17 protein-coding genes and 1 pseudogene are annotated in these 16,237 nt (G+C 66.0%); all 18 read left to right on the top strand.

Annotation, left to right across the window (positions count from 1 at the left end):
- A pseudogene (locus CI41S_RS00220) lies at window positions 1-270 on the top strand (IS5/IS1182 family transposase); the annotation flags it as partial.
- Between the two features lie 324 nt (window positions 271-594).
- Window positions 595-2,133, top strand: a complete 1,539-nt coding sequence (gene murJ, locus CI41S_RS00215; RefSeq protein ID WP_139856908.1) for a murein biosynthesis integral membrane protein MurJ — start codon at window positions 595-597, stop codon at window positions 2,131-2,133.
- Between the two features lie 65 nt (window positions 2,134-2,198).
- Entirely contained in the window at window positions 2,199-3,251 is a 1,053-nt protein-coding gene (gene trpS / locus CI41S_RS00210) for a tryptophan--tRNA ligase (RefSeq protein ID WP_139856905.1), read from the top strand.
- 88 nt (window positions 3,252-3,339) lie between these two features.
- Window positions 3,340-3,834, top strand: a complete 495-nt coding sequence (locus tag CI41S_RS00205; protein ID WP_139479336.1) for a universal stress protein — start codon at window positions 3,340-3,342, stop codon at window positions 3,832-3,834.
- Window positions 3,835-3,957: 123 nt separating this feature from the next.
- Entirely contained in the window at window positions 3,958-4,524 is a 567-nt protein-coding gene (locus tag CI41S_RS00200) for a NifU family protein (RefSeq protein ID WP_139856902.1), read from the top strand.
- A gap of 84 nt (window positions 4,525-4,608) precedes the next feature.
- On the top strand, window positions 4,609-5,304 hold the full coding sequence (tsaB, locus tag CI41S_RS00195; RefSeq protein WP_139856898.1) for a tRNA (adenosine(37)-N6)-threonylcarbamoyltransferase complex dimerization subunit type 1 TsaB: 696 nt from the start codon (window positions 4,609-4,611) through the stop codon (window positions 5,302-5,304).
- Complete coding sequence (rimI, locus tag CI41S_RS00190; protein ID WP_139856895.1) at window positions 5,301-5,786, top strand: ribosomal protein S18-alanine N-acetyltransferase; 486 nt, start codon at window positions 5,301-5,303, stop codon at window positions 5,784-5,786. Before tsaB ends, rimI begins: the two co-directional genes overlap by 4 nt.
- Window positions 5,787-5,835: 49 nt before the next feature.
- Window positions 5,836-6,285 (top strand): Fur family transcriptional regulator, encoded by a 450-nt coding sequence (locus CI41S_RS00185; RefSeq protein WP_139479340.1) that lies wholly within the window; start codon window positions 5,836-5,838, stop codon window positions 6,283-6,285.
- Between the two features lie 5 nt (window positions 6,286-6,290).
- Window positions 6,291-6,971, top strand: coding sequence for an HAD family hydrolase (locus CI41S_RS00180; RefSeq protein WP_139479341.1), 681 nt, complete (start codon window positions 6,291-6,293; stop codon window positions 6,969-6,971).
- 235 nt (window positions 6,972-7,206) lie between these two features.
- Entirely contained in the window at window positions 7,207-8,592 is a 1,386-nt protein-coding gene (gene miaB / locus CI41S_RS00175; protein WP_139856891.1) for a tRNA (N6-isopentenyl adenosine(37)-C2)-methylthiotransferase MiaB, read from the top strand.
- Between the two features lie 5 nt (window positions 8,593-8,597).
- Window positions 8,598-9,650 carry a PhoH family protein gene (locus tag CI41S_RS00170; protein WP_430642024.1) on the top strand — a complete coding sequence of 351 codons (1,053 nt, stop codon included), beginning with the start codon at window positions 8,598-8,600 and terminating at the stop codon, window positions 9,648-9,650.
- Between the two features lie 68 nt (window positions 9,651-9,718).
- Window positions 9,719-10,216: an rRNA maturation RNase YbeY gene (ybeY, locus tag CI41S_RS00165; protein WP_139856888.1), complete on the top strand. Its 498-nt coding sequence runs from the start codon at window positions 9,719-9,721 to the stop codon at window positions 10,214-10,216.
- 1 nt (window position 10,217) lies between these two features.
- Window positions 10,218-11,333: a hemolysin family protein gene (locus tag CI41S_RS00160; protein WP_172627859.1), complete on the top strand. Its 1,116-nt coding sequence runs from the start codon at window positions 10,218-10,220 to the stop codon at window positions 11,331-11,333.
- Window positions 11,330-12,943, top strand: coding sequence for an apolipoprotein N-acyltransferase (lnt, locus tag CI41S_RS00155; RefSeq protein WP_139856881.1), 1,614 nt, complete (start codon window positions 11,330-11,332; stop codon window positions 12,941-12,943). Before CI41S_RS00160 ends, lnt begins: the two co-directional genes overlap by 4 nt.
- A 263-nt stretch (window positions 12,944-13,206) precedes the next feature.
- Window positions 13,207-13,629, top strand: a complete 423-nt coding sequence (locus tag CI41S_RS00150) for a helix-turn-helix domain-containing protein (protein WP_139479347.1) — start codon at window positions 13,207-13,209, stop codon at window positions 13,627-13,629.
- 94 nt (window positions 13,630-13,723) lie between these two features.
- A complete protein-coding gene (locus tag CI41S_RS00145; protein ID WP_139856877.1) occupies window positions 13,724-14,848 on the top strand; it encodes a M20 family metallopeptidase in 1,125 nt (374 codons plus the stop codon).
- On the top strand, window positions 14,845-15,582 hold the full coding sequence (gene trmB / locus CI41S_RS00140) for a tRNA (guanosine(46)-N7)-methyltransferase TrmB (RefSeq protein ID WP_139856876.1): 738 nt from the start codon (window positions 14,845-14,847) through the stop codon (window positions 15,580-15,582). Before CI41S_RS00145 ends, trmB begins: the two co-directional genes overlap by 4 nt.
- A 219-nt stretch (window positions 15,583-15,801) precedes the next feature.
- Window positions 15,802-16,237 (top strand): IS110 family RNA-guided transposase (locus CI41S_RS00135; protein WP_139856875.1); only part of this gene is annotated, 436 nt, incomplete at its 3' end.

The following is a 16,237-nucleotide window of genomic DNA, read 5'->3' as shown; positions in this document are numbered from 1 at the left end:
GCCAACAGCAAGCATGGGAGCGATCCCTATGCACCACGCCCCGAGGACGGCCCCGGCATGGCCGCCTGGCGCAGACGGATGAAAAGCCTGCACGGCAAGAGCGTCTACAAACGCCGGGCGCCGGGCGAATGCATCAACGCCCGCTTCCGCAACTGGGGCCTGCGCCAGTTCACGGTTCGGGGTCGCGAAAAAGTGCTCACCGTGCTGCGCTGGTTCGCCCTCGCCAACAACGTCCTCGCCGGACACAGGCTCCTGGCCCAAGCAGCATAACCAAACACCAGCGACCTTGAGGGTTGCGCCCTGATCGCCATCGCTCTACTGGGCCAAATGGCGCGGTCACCCCTGTTAGGGTCACAAGCTCTCAGGATGACGGGTTTGTTAGCTCAACTTGCTCGGTGTCATCACCCGCGCATGCGGGTGATCCAGTATTCCAGAGGCAGTGGTGAATGAACCGAGAGGCCGCGGCGTACTGGATCGCCCGGTCAAGCCGGGCGATGACAGCGGTGGGTGAGGACAAAGCTTCACACCCTCTCAGGATGACGGGTTTGATAGGGTGCCGCTGGCAGGAAGTCCCTCTGCTGCTATACAGACGCAATGCTTCGCTCCTTCCTCACGGTGTCCTCGGGAACGCTGGCATCGCGGCTGCTCGGCTTCGTGCGCGATTCCGTGATCGCGGCGCTGCTTGGTGCGGGGCCGGTGGCGGATGCGTTCCTGGCGGCGTTTCAGCTCGTCAATGTGGTGCGGCGCCTCTTGGCCGAAGGCGGGCTGAACGCCGCGCTGGTGCCGGCATGGCTGAAGGCGCGCGATCACGACGGCGCCGACGCCGCGACCGCCTTTGCCGGCCGCGTGCTTGGCACCGTCAGCGCCATTGTGATCGTGGCCGCGCTCGTGCTCGGCCTCGTGATGCCGCTGGTGATCGCGGCGATCGCGCCGGGCTTTGTCGGCCGCGACACGCTGCAATTCGCCGTCGATGACGCGCGGTTGATGCTGCCTTACCTCGCCTTCGCCGGCCCCGTCACCGTGATGATGGCACTGCTCAATGCGCAGGGACGTTTTGCGCTGACGGCGTTCTCGCCGCTGCTGTTCAACATCGCGCTGATATCAGTGATGGCGGTGCTGCTGGTGCGGCAGCATGATCCGGTGCAGGCCGCGCTGGTGATGGCGGCGACCATCGGCGTCGCCGGCTTGCTGCAGCTGTCGATGCTGGCGCTGCGCGGCGCAAGATTCGCCTCGCCGCTGCGCGCCGCGTTCGATCCGGAGATGCGCGGCTTCCTCGGCCGCGCGGTGCCCGGCATGGTCGCGAGCAGCGCGCCGCAATGGCTGATGGTGGCGGGCGCGGTGATCGCCTCGACCTCGCCGTCGGCGGTGTCCTGGCTCTATTTCGCCAACCGCCTGCTCGAGCTGCCGCTCGGCATCGTCGGCGTCGCGATGGGCACCGTGCTGATCCCCGAGATGACGCGCGCGGTGCGCAGCGGCGAGCATACCGCGATCGCGCATGCGGAATCGCGCGGCCTCGAGCTTGCGGTCGGGCTGGCGCTGCCGGCCGCGCTCGGCCTGATGGTGCTGAGCACCCCGATCGTGCGCATGCTGTTCGAGCACGGCGCATTCACGGCCGCCGATACCGCGGCAACCGCGCAGGCCCTGATCTGGCTGACACTGGCGCTGCCGGCCCATGTGCTGGTGAAGGCGCTGTCGCCGGCATTCTTTGCGCGCGAGGACACGCTGACGCCGTTGCTCGCGACCCTGAAGTCCATCGTGGTCGCGATCGCCGCGGCCTTCGTGCTCGGCCATCTGTTCGGCGCCAACGGGATCGCCGCCGGGATTGCGCTCGGCGCCTGGAGCAATGCGGCGTCGCTGATCCGCAAGGGCGCGGCGACCTTCGGCTTCGCGATCGATGCCGAGGCCCGCCGCCGGCTGCCGCGGATCCTGGCCGCGGCGCTCGCGATGGGCGTCCTGCTGTGGCTTGCCACCGCTGCCCTGCCGGCCGCGGCCAGCCACGGCTTCGTGCAAGCCGCGTCCCTCCTTGTGCTGATCGCTGCCGGGATCGCCGCTTACGGGCTGCTTTTGCGGCTTTTCGGCGTCACCGGCTGGCGCGAGGCGGTTAACGCCATCAGGCAAAGGCATCCAGCCTGACTTGCGCGCGCGGGCCTTAAGTGGCAAACGACGCCGCCAAAGCCAGCATTCCGGGAATCTTGACCATGGCGTTCGTTGAACGGGTTTTCTCAGGCGTCCAGCCGACGGGCAATCTGCACCTCGGCAACTATCTCGGCGCCATCGTCAACTTCGTGAAGATGCAGCAGACCCACAACTGCATCTACTGCGTCGTCGACATGCACGCGATCACGCAAGGCGTCGAGGTCTGGGGCGGCCCGGCCGAGCTGGCGCGCAACACCCGCGAGGTGACTGCGGCGTTCATCGCGGCCGGCATCGATGCCAAGAAGCACATCGTGTTCAACCAGAGCCAGATCGCCGGCCATGCCGAGCTGACCTGGATATTCAATTGCGTCGCGCGGATCGGCTGGCTGAACCGCATGACCCAGTTCAAGGAGAAGGCCGGCAAGGACCGCGAGAATGCCTCCGTCGGTCTCTACGACTATCCGGTGCTGATGGCCGCCGACATCCTGCTGTATCGCGCCACGCACGTGCCGGTCGGCGAGGATCAGAAGCAGCATCTGGAGCTCTCGCGCGACATCGCGCAGAAGTTCAACAACGATTTTGCGGATTCGATCCGCGGCCATGGCTTTGCCGACGGCCTGTTCTTTCCGCAGCCGGAGCCGCTGATCACGGGGCCCGCGACGCGGGTGATGAGCCTGCGCGACGGCACCAAGAAGATGTCGAAGTCGGATGCATCGGACAATTCGCGCATCAACCTGACCGACGACGCCGACACCATCGCGCAGAAGATCCGCAAGGCGAAGACCGATCCGGAGCCGCTGCCGTCGGAGGAGAAGGGCCTCGAGCCCCGCCCCGAGGCCGACAATCTGGTCGGCATTTACGCGGCGCTCGCCGGCATCTCCAAGCAGGAGGTGCTGAAGCAGTTCGGCGGCGGGCAGTTCTCCAGCTTCAAGAACGCGCTGGTCGAGGTGTGCGTCGCAAAACTGGCGCCGATCGCCAGCGAGATGAAGAAGCTGATGGCCGATCCCGGCCATGTCGATGCGGTGCTGGCCGACGGCGCCAACCGCGCCCGCGGCATCGCCGACGAGACGATGCGCACGACCAAGGACATCGTCGGCTTCATCCGCCAGCGCTGATACGTTTGGCAAGAACTGCGCCCGCCCTCTCCCAAACGGAGAGGGAGTGTGGCAGCATGGGTTGGCTTGGTTCAGCACCGGGAGATGCATGACCACCCAGCGACGCAGCTATGAGACGGGCCACCAGCCCAAATGCCTGGTCATCGTCGACGACACCGCCGAATGGGACCGCGCGGTCTATTATGCCAGCCGGTGGGCGATCCGGGTCGGCGGCGGCGTGGTAATGCTGCGGGTGATCGAGACCGAGGACCAGAACCAGCAATGGCTCGGCGTCGCCGACATCATGCGCGCCGAGGCCGAGGAGACCGCCAACGAGGCGCTCGACCGTGCCGCCGGCCGCGCCAACGGCATTGCCGCGATCACCCCGGAGCGGGTGATTCGCGAGGGCGACCCGACCGAGCAGATCCTCGACGTAATCGAGAAGGATGTCGATATCGCCATGCTGGTGCTGGCGGCCAATCCGGGCGCCGAGGGCCCCGGGCCGATCATCACCACCATGGCCAAAACCATGGGCGCGTTCCCGATTCCGGTCACCATCGTGCCCGGCGGCCTGACCGACGCCGAGATCGACGCCCTGTCCTAGCGTTCGCGGATGGGTAAGCCCCCGGAACCGCGGTTTTGCGGCTTGATCGGCGGCTTTTTAGTTGCCATTTGAAGGGGGAACCCCAACGCGCCGGCCTTGAACCGGCGACGCCGGAGACAGCAAATGTTCATTCAGACCGAAGCCACACCCAATCCCGCCACCCTGAAGTTCATTCCGGGCCGCACCGTGCTCGACAGCGGGACCATGGAATTCTCCTCGCCGGAGGCCGCGGCGCGCTCGCCGCTCGCCGAACGGCTGTTTGCCGTGTCGGGCGTCACCGGCGTGTTCTACGGCTCCGACTTCGTCACCGTGACCAAGGCGGACGGCGACTGGCAGCACCTCAAGCCCGCGATCCTCGGCGCCATCATGGAGCACTACATGTCCGGCGCGCCGCTGCTCGCCGACGGCAGCGTGGCCGACGACGCCGGCGATCAAGCCGACGAATTCTTCGACGAGGCGGATGCCGAGACCGTCGAGCAGATCAAGGACCTGATCGAGACCCGGGTGCGTCCGGCGGTCGCCAATGACGGCGGCGACATCACCTTCCGCGGCTTCAAGGACGGCATCGTCTATCTCAACATGAAGGGCTCCTGCGCCGGCTGCCCGTCATCGACCGCGACCTTGCAGCACGGCATCCAGAACCTGCTCCGGCACTTTGTGCCCGACGTGCAGGAAGTCCGGCCGATGTAATGGGAGGCGAATGGTGAATAGCGAATGGCGAACAGCGATCCGCTCTGATTCCCTATTCGCTACGCCTTACTCGCCATTCGCCCCATGATGATTCTCGCCATCGATACCGCGCTCGATGCCTGCGCCGCGGCGGTGCTCGACACCACCTCCGGCAATACCATCGCCATCGAATCGCAGCTGATGCAGCGCGGCCATGCCGAGGCGCTGATGCCGCTGATCGACCGGGTGATGAAAGAGAGCGGCATCGGCTTTGCCGGGCTTGACCGCATCGCCGTCACCACCGGCCCCGGCAGCTTCACCGGCCTGCGCGTCGGCCTCTCGGCGGCGCGCGGCCTCGCGCTCGCCGCCGACAAGCCGGTGGTCGGACTGTCGACGCTCGCCGCCTATGCCGCACCCGTGGTGGCCGAGAACGGCGAGCACCCGATCCTGTCGGCGATCGATGCGCGGCACGATCACGTCTATTTCCAGCTGGTCGGCGGCGACGGCAGTCCGATGCTGAAGCCGAAGGTGGCGCCGATTGCGGAGGCGCTCGAGGCTGTGCAGTTCGGCGCGCTGCATCTGGTCGGCAACGCCGCGAACATTCTTGCCGAACGCTGGCCCGCCGGCGCGACGCCGCCGGTCAAGGTCGACAAGCAGGCCGCGCCCGACATCACCTGGGTGGCCTGGGTCGGCGCCGCCGTCGATCCGGACAGCGCGCCGCCGCGCCCGTTCTATCTGCGCGCCCCGGATGCCAAGCCGCCGCGGGATCAACTTCAGGTCAGCGCGCCGCCATCGCCATGAAAGACTGGCTTGCACGATGGTGGGGCGGCGGCACGCCCGCGGTCGAGCCCGCGACGCTGCGCGATGCGGCGCGGCTCGCGCAGCTGCACGGCGCCTCGTTTCACCGCGGCTGGGGCGAAGGCGAGTTCGAGACGATGCTGACCGAGCGCAACACGCTGGTGCATCGCCTGCGGCAGGGACACAGGATCATCGGCTTCGCGGTCTCGCGCATGGCCGCGGATGAAGCGGAGATCCTGTCGATCGCGATCGATGCTAGCAAGCGCGGGCGCGGCCTGTCGCGCGACCTGCTGTTGACCCATCTCGGCCATCTTGCCGGCCGTGGCATCCGCACCATCTTTCTCGAAGTCGAAGAAAACAACCAGCCGGCGCGACGGCTCTATGAAAAGGCCGGATTCGGCGTGATCGGCCGCCGCGAACGCTATTACAAGCAGCCCGGCGGGGAACATTTGAACGCGCTTCTGATGCGGCGCGACTTGTCGTAACATCCGCGCGATGGCAGAACACTGCTCTGCTACCCCGAGGCTCTGGACCATGACCACGGTGAAAATCCCGCCTGTGCAGAAGAATACCGGCATCGAGGCGCGTTGCGCCGCGACCGGCATGCGCATGACCGAACAGCGCCGCGTCATCGCGCGCGTGCTGGCGGAAGCCGTGGATCATCCCGATGTCGAGGAGCTGTACCGCCGCTGTGTCGCGGTCGACGACAAGATCTCGATCTCGACGGTGTACCGCACCGTAAAACTGTTCGAGGATGCCGGCATCATCGAGCGGCACGATTTCCGCGAGGGCCGCGCCCGCTACGAGCAGATGCCCGAAAGCCACCACGACCATCTGATCAACCTGCGCGACGGCAAGGTGATCGAATTCACCTCGGAAGAGATCGAGAAGCTGCAGGCCGAGATCGCGCGCCGGCTCGGCTACAAGCTGGTCGACCACCGCCTCGAGCTGTATTGCGTTCCGCTCGACGAAGAAAAATCCTGAACCGAGTGTCATTCGATCTCGTCATTTTCGATTGCGATGGCGTGCTCGTTGACAGCGAGGTGATCTCCTGTCGCGCGCATGCGGCGACGCTGACGCGCCACGGCTATCCGATCACACCCAGCGGCGTGCTGAAACGGTTTCTCGGCGTCTCCGACCGCGAGGCGCGGCAGATCGTGGAGAGCGAGATCGGCCGCAAGCTGCCCGACACGTTCGAGGCCGAGGTCAAGCAGGCGACGCTCGGCTTCTATGCCGACGATCTCAGCGCCATCGCGCATGTCGGCGACGCCATCGCGTCGCTTGATCTTCCGAAATGCGTGGCCTCGAGCGGCACGCCGGAGAAGATCCGCCACGGCCTCGACTGCGCCGGGCTCTACGATCAGCTCGCGCCGCACATTTTTTCCGCCGTGCAGGTTAAGCGCGGCAAGCCGGCGCCCGATCTCTTCCTGTTCGCCGCCGAACAGATGGGGGCGAATCCTGTGCGCTGCGTCGTGATCGAGGACAGCGTGCCCGGCGTCACCGGCGCCCGCGCCGCCGGGATGACCGTGCTCGGGTTCTATGGCGGCAGTCACTGCACCGCGGAGCATGAGGACATGCTGCGCAGGGCCGGGGCGGCGGTGACGTTCGCGGATATGCGCGAGTTGCCGGGGTTGATTGCTGAAATTGGCGCCAAAACCCCAGTTGCGTGAGTAATGTTCCCTTCCCCCTGAAAGGGGGAAGGTCGGGATCGGGGTCAGCCACCGGCGACGCCCTCTGCGGAGGGAGCAGATCCCCACCCGCTTTGCTCTGGCGAGCAAAGCGACCTCCCCTTTTCGAGGGGAGGTGACAGGAACAGCCCGGGAACGCTGGATTTTCGCCGCTTTAGGCTATATCTGAGCCCCGGCGCCCGGATGGCGCCATCTCCAATCCACGACCTTGGGTTCCATGACGACGCCGCGCAAGCTGCACATCAAGTCCTATGGCTGCCAGATGAATGTCTACGATGCGCAGCGCATGGTGGACACGCTGGCCGGCGAGGGCTTTGTCGAGACGGCGAGCGCCGATGATGCGGATCTCGTGATCCTCAATACCTGCCACATCCGTGAGAAGGCATCGGAAAAAGTCTATTCCGAGCTCGGACGGCTACGCGTCGCTAAGGAAGAGGCCGCGCGCGCGGGCCGCGAGATGAAGATCGCGGTCGCCGGCTGCGTCGCGCAGGCCGAAGGCGAGGAAATCATCCATCGCGCGCCGACCGTCGACATCGTGGTCGGGCCGCAGAGCTACCATCATCTGCCGCAGCTGCTGCAGCGCGCCAGGGCCAATGGCCGCGCGCTGGAGACGGAATTTCCGGTCGAGGACAAGTTCGGCTTCCTGCCGCAGCCGAAGCCGGATGCGATCCGCGCGCGCGGCATCTCCGCGTTCGTCACCGTGCAGGAAGGCTGCGACAAGTTCTGCACCTTCTGCGTGGTGCCCTATACGCGCGGCGCAGAGGTCTCGCGTCCGGTCGCCAAGATCATCGACGACGTCATGCAGCTCGCCGACAATGGCGTGCGCGAGATCACGCTGATCGGACAGAACGTCAATGCCTATCACGGCGAGGGCCCCGACGGCCGCGCCTGGCCGCTCGGCAAGCTGCTGCAGCGGCTCGCCGAAATTCCGGGCGTTGCGCGGCTGCGCTATTCGACCAGCCATCCCCGCGATGTCGATGATTCCCTGATCGCGGCGCATCGCGACCTGCCCGAATTGATGCCGTTCGTGCACCTGCCGGTGCAATCGGGGTCAGACCGGATCCTTGCAGCCATGAACCGCAAACATACCGCCGATGACTACCGGCGCGTCATCGACCGGTTCCGGGCAGCCCGGCAAGACATTGCTTTTTCATCGGATTTTATCGTCGGCTTCCCCGGGGAAACCAGGGAAGAATTTTCCGCCACACTCGCGCTTGTCACGCAAATCGGCTACGCTGCGTCGTATTCATTCAAATATTCGCCCCGGCCAGGCACGCCGGCGGCGGAGATGCGGGAGACGGTGTCAGCTCTAGAGATGGACGAGCGCTTGGGGCGGCTTCAGGGACTGATCGACAGCCAGCAATCGGCCTTCAATCGAGCCGCGATCGGCACAACGGTCGATGTGCTGTTCGAGCGCGCTGCGCGCAATCCCGGCCAGATCGTCGGCCGCACCGCCTATCTGCAGCCAGCCCACGTGATGGCCTCGCCCGACATCATTGGAAAAATATTGCCGGTGCGGATCGACAGCCTCGAGCGCTACAGCCTGATCGGCGAACTCGCGACATCCGCACCGAGCCTCGTTTCGCAGACCATTGGAGCCTGAAATCCTTGCCCAGAAGCGCATCGGATTCGTCTTCGCTCGCTCCCAGCCGCAAACCAGACATGCAAGCTCCACCACCTGAGACCCAGGTCGTCATCGATTTCGACGACAACCGCGCCGCATCGGCGCTGGTCGGCCCCTACGGACAGAACCTCGCGCTGATCGAGCGGCGGCTCGGCGTCGTGGTCGATTCGCGCGGCAACCAAGTCACCATCGCCGGCTCGCGCGACGGCTGCGACGCGGCGCGGCGCGTGCTCGAGACGCTCTATACGCAGGCCGTCGCCGGTCACGATGTCGACCAGGGCGAAGTCGAAGGCGCGATCCGCGCCGTGATCGCGCAGGGCTCGCTGTTCGAGTTCGACAACAAGACCGCCAAGCCGACCTTCGAGACCATCAACCTGCGCAAGCGGGCGGTGCGGGCGCGCACCGCGGCGCAGGATTCCTACATCCGCGCGCTGAAGCGGCACGAACTGGTGTTCGGCATCGGCCCCGCCGGCACCGGCAAGACCTGGCTTGCGGTTGCGCACGCCGCGCAACTGTTCGAGCGCAAGGAGGTCGACAAGATCATCCTGACCCGGCCCGCGGTCGAGGCCGGCGAGCGGCTCGGATTTTTGCCCGGCGACCTCAAGGAGAAGGTCGATCCGTATCTGCGCCCGATCTATGATGCGCTGTATGATCTGATGGATGCCCGCGTCGTCGAGCGCGCGCTGCAGGGCAACGAGATCGAGATCGCGCCGCTCGCATTCATGCGCGGCCGCACGCTGACCAATGCAGCCATCATTCTCGACGAGGCGCAGAACACCACGTCGATGCAGATGAAGATGTTTTTGACCCGTCTCGGCGAGAACAGCCGGATGATCGTCACCGGCGATCCCTCGCAGGTCGACCTGCCGCATGGCCAGGCCTCCGGGCTCGCGGAAGCCATGAAGCTGCTCGACGGCGTCGAGGGCATCGCGCAGGTGCATTTCAAGGCCGAGGACGTCATTCGCCATGAATTGGTGGCGCGCATCGTGGCCGCCTACGAGGGATTGCCGCAAAAGCCGGCAAACGCCAGATCTTGAGACCAATAGCTTCGGCCGCGAGCCCGCGCGATGCGGGTTCCGGCCATAACGCAGACGTTGGAACGAACGTGTCCGTGTTCCCCGCAACCGAGGTTCTCGTCACCGCCGACATCTGGCGGACCGAGCCCGACGCCGAAGCGGTGATCCATCGCGCCATCGAGGCGGCCGCGGAAATCGCCGACGCCGATGTCGCCGATGCCGAACTGGCAATCATGCTGACCGACGATGCCGGCATCCGCACGCTCAACGCCAACTGGCGCAAGATCGACAAGCCGACCAACGTGCTGTCGTTTCCGGCGCTGCAGCCCGAGGGCGACGGCAGCGACGACGATGCCCCGCGCATGCTCGGCGACATCGCGATCGCCTTCGAGACGACGCGGCGGGAAGCCGATGAGGAGCAGAAACCGTTCGACCATCATTTGAGCCATCTTGCGGTGCACGGTTTCCTGCATCTGATCGGCTACGACCACGAGAACGACGCCGATGCCGAAGACATGGAGAATCTCGAGCGCGAGATCCTCAAACGCCTCGGCATTCCCGACCCCTATGCGGATCGGATCGACTGACATGGCGGATTCCGAACCGACCCACGACAATCCGCGCAACGTGAGCAATCTCCCCGCAGTGGTGCATGACGGCGAGGTGCAGCGCCCCGCGGCCGAGGGCTGGCTGGTGCGCGCGATCCGCACGCTGTTCGGCTGGAAGGCCGGCTCGGTGCGCGACGATCTGCAGGTCGTGCTCGACGCCTCGACGCCCGACGACGTCGGCTTTTCGGCGATCGAGCGCACCATGCTGCGCAACATCCTGTCGCTCAACGAGCGGCGGATCGCCGACGTCATGGTGCACCGCGCCGACATCGTCGCGGTCAAGCGCGACATTCCGCTCGGCGAATTGATGAGCCTGTTCGAGAGCGCGGCGCATTCGCGGCTCGTGGTCTACAACGAAACCCTCGACGATCCCGAGGGCATGGTGCACATCCGCGACCTGCTCGCCTTCATGACCGCGCGGGCGCGCGTCACCGACGCCACCAAGACGCGGCGCAAGAAGCCGTTTCCGGCCGGGCTCGATCTGCGCGCGGTCGATCTCGCGCTGCCGCTGGCGGACGCCAACATCATCCGCAAGCTGCTCTATATCCCGCCGTCGATGCGCGCGATCGATCTGTTGGCGCAGATGCAGGCCTCGCGCATCCATCTCGCGCTGGTGGTCGACGAATATGGCGGCACCGACGGGCTGGTCTCGATCGAGGACATCGTCGAGCAGATCGTCGGCGAGATCGACGACGAGCACGATTCCGACGAGCCGCCGTCGATCGTTCGCCAGCCGGACAACTCCTTCATCGCCGACGCCCGCGCCAGCCTCGACGACGTGCGCTCGGTGATCGGCGAGGATTTCGTCACCGGCGATGCCGGCGAGGAGGTCGAGACGCTGGGCGGCTATCTGGTGTCGTTCGTCGGCCGTCTGCCAGTGCGCGGCGAGGTGATTTCGGGACCGGGCAATTTCGAGGTCGAGGTGCTCGACGCCGATCCGCGGCGGGTGAAGCGGCTGCGGATCACCACCCGCAAGGAACGGCCGGCGCCGCGCAAGGAGCGCGAACGGCGCCGCGAGCAGGCGCCCGATGCCGGAACCCCGCAGGCCAATGACAACACCCCGCCGCCGTCCGGCGATGGAGCCGGTCCGCAGTGAGGTTTTCCGACAAACTCCGCGCGGCCGGGCTGGCGGTCATCCTGACCTGGGGATGGAAGCGGGCCTTGATCGCGCTGCTCGCCGGCGCGCTGTCGGCGCTGGCGATGGCGCCGTTCAACGCCTGGCCGGTGCTGTTCCTGAGCTTTTCGGTCGCGGTCTGGCTGATCGACGGCGCCGCGGCCGGACGCTGGCGCGGCGTGCCGGCGGCGGCGCTGTCCGGCTTCTGGTTCGGCCTCGGCTATTTCGTGCCGGGACTGTACTGGATCGGCTACGCCTTCTTCGTCGACGCGCAGACTTTCGCCTGGCTGACGCCGTTCGCGGTGCTCGGCCTGCCGGCCTATCTCGCGCTGTTCACCGCCTTCGGCTTCGGTCTGGCGCGATTGATCTGGCCGCGCGATATCACGCGCGTGCTGGCGCTCGCGGTCAGTCTGACGATTTCGGAATGGCTGCGCGGCCACATGCTGAGCGGCTTTCCGTGGAACGCGTTCGGCTATGCGCTGAGCGAGCCGCTGGCGCTGGCGCAAACCGCATCGCTGATCGGGCTGTGGGGCATGACATTCCTCGCGGTCGCGATCTTCGCGAGCCCGGCGGTGCTGATCGACGGCTTTTCGCGCGGCCGCCGGCCGTGGCTTGCGCCGCTCGCGGGCGTGCTGGTGCTGGCGGCGATGCTCGCCTTCGGCGCAGTCCGCCTGTCGCTCGAGCCGACCAACATGGTCGCCGGCGTCAAGCTGCGCATCATGCAGCCCGATCTGCAGCAGGACGCCAAGTTCAACTACGCCGCCAAGGCGGCGGTGATGCAAAAATATCTCACTTTGTCGGATCGGGCGTCGGGGCCGCAATCGACCGGCGTCAGCGACGCCACCATCCTGATCTGGCCGGAAAGTGCGTTTCCATTCTTCCTGACGCGGGAAGCCGACGCGATGGCGCAGATCGCCGATCTGCTGCCGCGTGGAACCGTGTTGCTGACAGGCTCAGTGCGCGCGCCCGACCTGCCGCCCGGCGTCCGCGTCACCCGCGCCTATAATTCGATCTATGTCATCGACCATGACGGCAGCGTGCTATCGGTCTACGACAAGCTGCATCTGGTGCCGTTCGGCGAGTATCTGCCGTTCCAGCAGTGGATGGAGAAGCTCGGCTTCATGCAGCTCACCAAGGTGGTGGGCGGCTTCATCCCGGGCACGGTGCGCCGACCACTCGACATGCCGAACGCGCCGCGCGCGCTGCCCCTGATCTGCTACGAGGCGATCTTTCCCGGCAATGTCGTCGAACGCGACGACCGCCCGGGCTGGATCATCAACCTCACCAATGACGGCTGGTTCGGCATCTCCACCGGTCCCTACCAGCATCTGCAGCAGGCCCGAATGCGTTCGATCGAGGAAGGGCTGCCGATGGTGCGTGCCGCCAATACGGGCATCTCCGCCGTGATCGATCCCGTGGGCCGGATGGTCGCGCAGCTCGGGCTCGGCATCGAGGGCGTGCTCGACGCCGGCCTGCCGGCGGCCATCGCGCCGACGATCTACGCACGTATCGGGAACACCCCGGCCGCCGCGATTGTGATGGTTGCCCTCGCAATCGTGTTGCGGCGGCGTTTTGCCAGGCGAAAAGCCTGACGGTGCATATCGCCGGTTGTCGCTGAACCCGAAAAAACGTCGAAATTTACCTCAGCGCGATTCCACCTGTTGACAGATTGACCGTGCACTTCGCATTGTACGGGTCCAATCGAAATCACAAGTCCAGTCAGCCCCTTTGCGCAAATTGTCCGCATTTCGTCCCGATCCTCCTCGCAGGATTTGACGGCACCGGCGCCTGAGGCATACTTCCTTTCCAACTTGCCTCATCCCGGGCGCGCAATCCCTTAGGAGGAGAGTTGGGAATGTCCACTAAAGCGCCCAATCCTGTTGACAAATATGTCGGCAGCCGCGTCCGCATGCGGCGTATCATGCTCGGCATGAGCCAGGAGAAGCTGGGCGAGGCGCTGGGCTTGACCTTCCAGCAGGTGCAGAAATACGAGAAGGGGACCAACCGCGTCGGCGCCAGCCGGCTGCAGCAAATCTCCGAAATCCTTCAGGTCCCGGTCTCTTTCCTGTTCGATGGCGGCCCGAGCGGGGTCAGGACCGCCGACGGCTTTTCCGAGGGCGCCTCGCCGGCCTATGTCTCCGATTTCCTGGCAACCGCCGAAGGTCTGGCGCTGACGCGCGCCTTCACCCGCATCAACGACGCCAAACTCCGCCGCAGCATCGTCGAACTGGTGGAGCAGATCGCCGCGCGCGAGGCATCCGAGCAGGCCTCGTCTTGACCATATCCGTTTGAGGGATCGTCAAATCTGGAATATGTCATTCCGGCGCAGGGAAGCGCGCGCGTGATGACAATTCCAGGCGGCGACAACAGCCATGTCCAGTAATCCGTTTGACGCCGCAGCGATGCTTCAGGGCATCCGCCGCTGGGTCGAGATCGAGTCGCCGACCGAGCGGCCCGATCAGGTCAACCAACTGGTTGATATCGTTGCAGAAGGCTATCGCGTCCTGCCGGCGACCCTGGAGCGGGTCGCGGGGCGCGACGGCTGCGGCGATCATCTGGTGGCGCGCTCGTCCTGGGGCCAGGATTCGCCCGGCGTGCTGGTACTGAGCCATCTCGACACCGTGCACCCGATGGGCTTCATCGAGCGGCTGCCGTTCAGGGTCGACGGCGACAGCGCGTTCGGCCCCGGCATCTACGACATGAAGGGCGGCGCCTTTCTCGCCTACCACGCCTTCCGGCAGATTTGCGCCGATGACGCGCGGCCGCCGCTCGGCATCACCCAGCTCTATGTCTCCGACGAGGAGATCGGCAGCCCGACCTCGCGGGCGCTGATCGAGGCCGAAGGGCGCAAGGCCAAGTACGTGCTGGTGACGGAGCCGGCGCGCGACGGCGGCAAGATCGTGACCGGGCGCAAGGGCGTGGCGCGCTTCGATGTTTTCATCAAGGGTGTCCCGGCCCATGCCGGCACGCGCCCCGAGGACGGCCGCAGCGCGATCCGGGAACTCGGCCATGTGATCCAGACCCTGGGGTCGATGAACGACCTCGAGCGCGGCATCAGCGTCAATGTCGGCGTCGTCCGCGGCGGCACCAAGCCCAACGTGATCGCGGAGGAGGCCTACGCGGAAGTCGACCTGCGCGTGCCAACCATCGCCGACGCCGACGAGCTGGTGCCGAAGATTCTCGGGATCACGTCGCGCACCGAGGGCGTAAGCGTCAAGGTCACGGGCGAGTTGAACCGTCCGCCCTATGAGAAGAGCAACGCCGGCGCCGCGCTGTTCGAGCACGCCAGAGGAGTGGCCGCCGAGCTCGGCTTCGAGCTGCACGACGTCTTCACCGGCGGCGGCTCCGACGGCAATTTCACCGCGCCGCACACCGCAACGCTCGATGGCCTCGGCGTCGACGGCAAGGGCGCGCATACCCATTACGAGCAGCTCTACATCTCCTCGCTCGAGCCGCGGGCGCGGCTGCTGTACCGCCTCTATCAGACGCTGCGATGATTGCCGCACCACGCGACGCCAGCGATCGCGATCCTCCCGATGACGACGCGCTGGCGCATTCGCGCGGGTCGTTCTTCGGGCGGCGCAAGGGCCACAGACTGCGCGCCCACCAGGCCGACCTGATCAACAATCTGCTGCCGCATCTGGCCGTCGATATCTCGACGCCCGCGCCCGAGAAACTCACTGACTTGTTCGATGACGGCATCGAACATGTCAGGCTCGAGATCGGCTTCGGCGGCGGCGAGCATCTGATCGCGGAAGCGCAGGCACATCCGGACACCGGCTTCATCGGCTGCGAGCCGTACGTCAACGGCATGGCCAAGATCCTGACCCAGATCGAGGCGCACAATGTCGGCAACGTCAGACTGTTCGCCGGCGATGCCGCCGAGCTGCTGGCCTGGGCGCCGCCGCGCGCGCTCGCGCGCATCGACCTGATCCATCCCGACCCCTGGCCGAAGCGGCGGCACTGGAAGCGGCGCTTCGTTCAGGATGCGACGGTGGCCGCGATGGCGCGGATTCTCGAGCGGGGTGGCGAATTCCGCTTCGTCAGCGATATCGATGACTACTGCGCCTGGACGCTCGCGCATCTGATGCGTTCGCCCGACTTCGCCTGGCTCGCCGAGCGCGCCACCGACTGGCTGCAACCGTGGCCCGACTACACCATGACGCGCTACGGCGCCAAGGCCGAGCGCGAAGGGCGCAAGGCGGCGTATTTGCGGTTCAGACGGCACTAAACGGATCATCGTCGCGGACGGAACCATCGCCTCGTCATTGCGAGCCAACGGGTCGCGCGAACGCGCGCCCGATGACAGGCTCCGCGAAGCAATCCATCGTTCCGCATGCGCTGAAGCATGGATTGCTTCGCTTCGCTCGCAAAGATGGGGTGGACGGCCCCCAACGGCATCAGTGTGCCAGACTGGTGATGTTGATTCGACCAGACAAGGGGACCGTCCATGACGAAGATTAGCACGATTGGTTTGGACTTGGCGAAGAACGTGTTTCAAGTTCACGGGGTTGATGCGGCGGGAGCTGTGGTGCTGAGGCGGCAACTTCGGCGGGCCGCCGTGGAGAAGTTTTTTGCGCAGTTGCCGCCGTGCCTGGTGGGCATGGAGGCCTGTGGCAGCGCGCATCATTGGGCACGGGTGATCGGGAAGTACGGCCACGAAGTCAAGCTGATGCCGCCGGCCTATGTGAAGCCTTATGTGAAGCGCAACAAGAACGATGGCCGGGACGCGGAGGCGATCTGCGAGGCGGTGAGCCGGCCGACGATGCGCTTTGTGGCGGTGAAGAGCGTCGCGCAGCAGGCGGCGCTGGCGGTTCACGGCACCCGCGCGCTGCTGGTTCGGCAGCGGACGATGGCCGCGAACGCGCTGCGGGCGGCGCTGAGCG

The sequence above is a fragment of the Bradyrhizobium ivorense genome, from assembly GCF_900696085.1.
Taxonomy (GTDB): domain Bacteria; phylum Pseudomonadota; class Alphaproteobacteria; order Rhizobiales; family Xanthobacteraceae; genus Bradyrhizobium; species Bradyrhizobium ivorense.
Note: the sequence above shows the minus strand (reverse complement) of the source record. Positions and strands in the feature narration are given on the sequence as shown.

Excerpts from the sequence above, each read along its gene's own strand:
- murJ (WP_139856908.1), top strand. The coding sequence starts at position 595 with ATGCTTCGCTCCTTCCTCACGGTGTCCTCGGGAACGCTGGCATCGCGG.
- trpS (WP_139856905.1), top strand. The coding sequence starts at position 2,199 with ATGGCGTTCGTTGAACGGGTTTTCTCAGGCGTCCAGCCGACGGGCAAT.
- CI41S_RS00205 (WP_139479336.1), top strand. The coding sequence starts at position 3,340 with ATGACCACCCAGCGACGCAGCTATGAGACGGGCCACCAGCCCAAATGC.
- CI41S_RS00200 (WP_139856902.1), top strand. The coding sequence starts at position 3,958 with ATGTTCATTCAGACCGAAGCCACACCCAATCCCGCCACCCTGAAGTTC.
- tsaB (WP_139856898.1), top strand. The coding sequence starts at position 4,609 with ATGATGATTCTCGCCATCGATACCGCGCTCGATGCCTGCGCCGCGGCG.
- rimI (WP_139856895.1), top strand. The coding sequence starts at position 5,301 with ATGAAAGACTGGCTTGCACGATGGTGGGGCGGCGGCACGCCCGCGGTC.
- CI41S_RS00185 (WP_139479340.1), top strand. The coding sequence starts at position 5,836 with ATGACCACGGTGAAAATCCCGCCTGTGCAGAAGAATACCGGCATCGAG.
- miaB (WP_139856891.1), top strand. The coding sequence starts at position 7,207 with ATGACGACGCCGCGCAAGCTGCACATCAAGTCCTATGGCTGCCAGATG.
- CI41S_RS00160 (WP_172627859.1), top strand. The coding sequence starts at position 10,218 with ATGGCGGATTCCGAACCGACCCACGACAATCCGCGCAACGTGAGCAAT.
- CI41S_RS00150 (WP_139479347.1), top strand. The coding sequence starts at position 13,207 with ATGTCCACTAAAGCGCCCAATCCTGTTGACAAATATGTCGGCAGCCGC.
- CI41S_RS00145 (WP_139856877.1), top strand. The coding sequence starts at position 13,724 with ATGTCCAGTAATCCGTTTGACGCCGCAGCGATGCTTCAGGGCATCCGC.
- trmB (WP_139856876.1), top strand. The coding sequence starts at position 14,845 with ATGATTGCCGCACCACGCGACGCCAGCGATCGCGATCCTCCCGATGAC.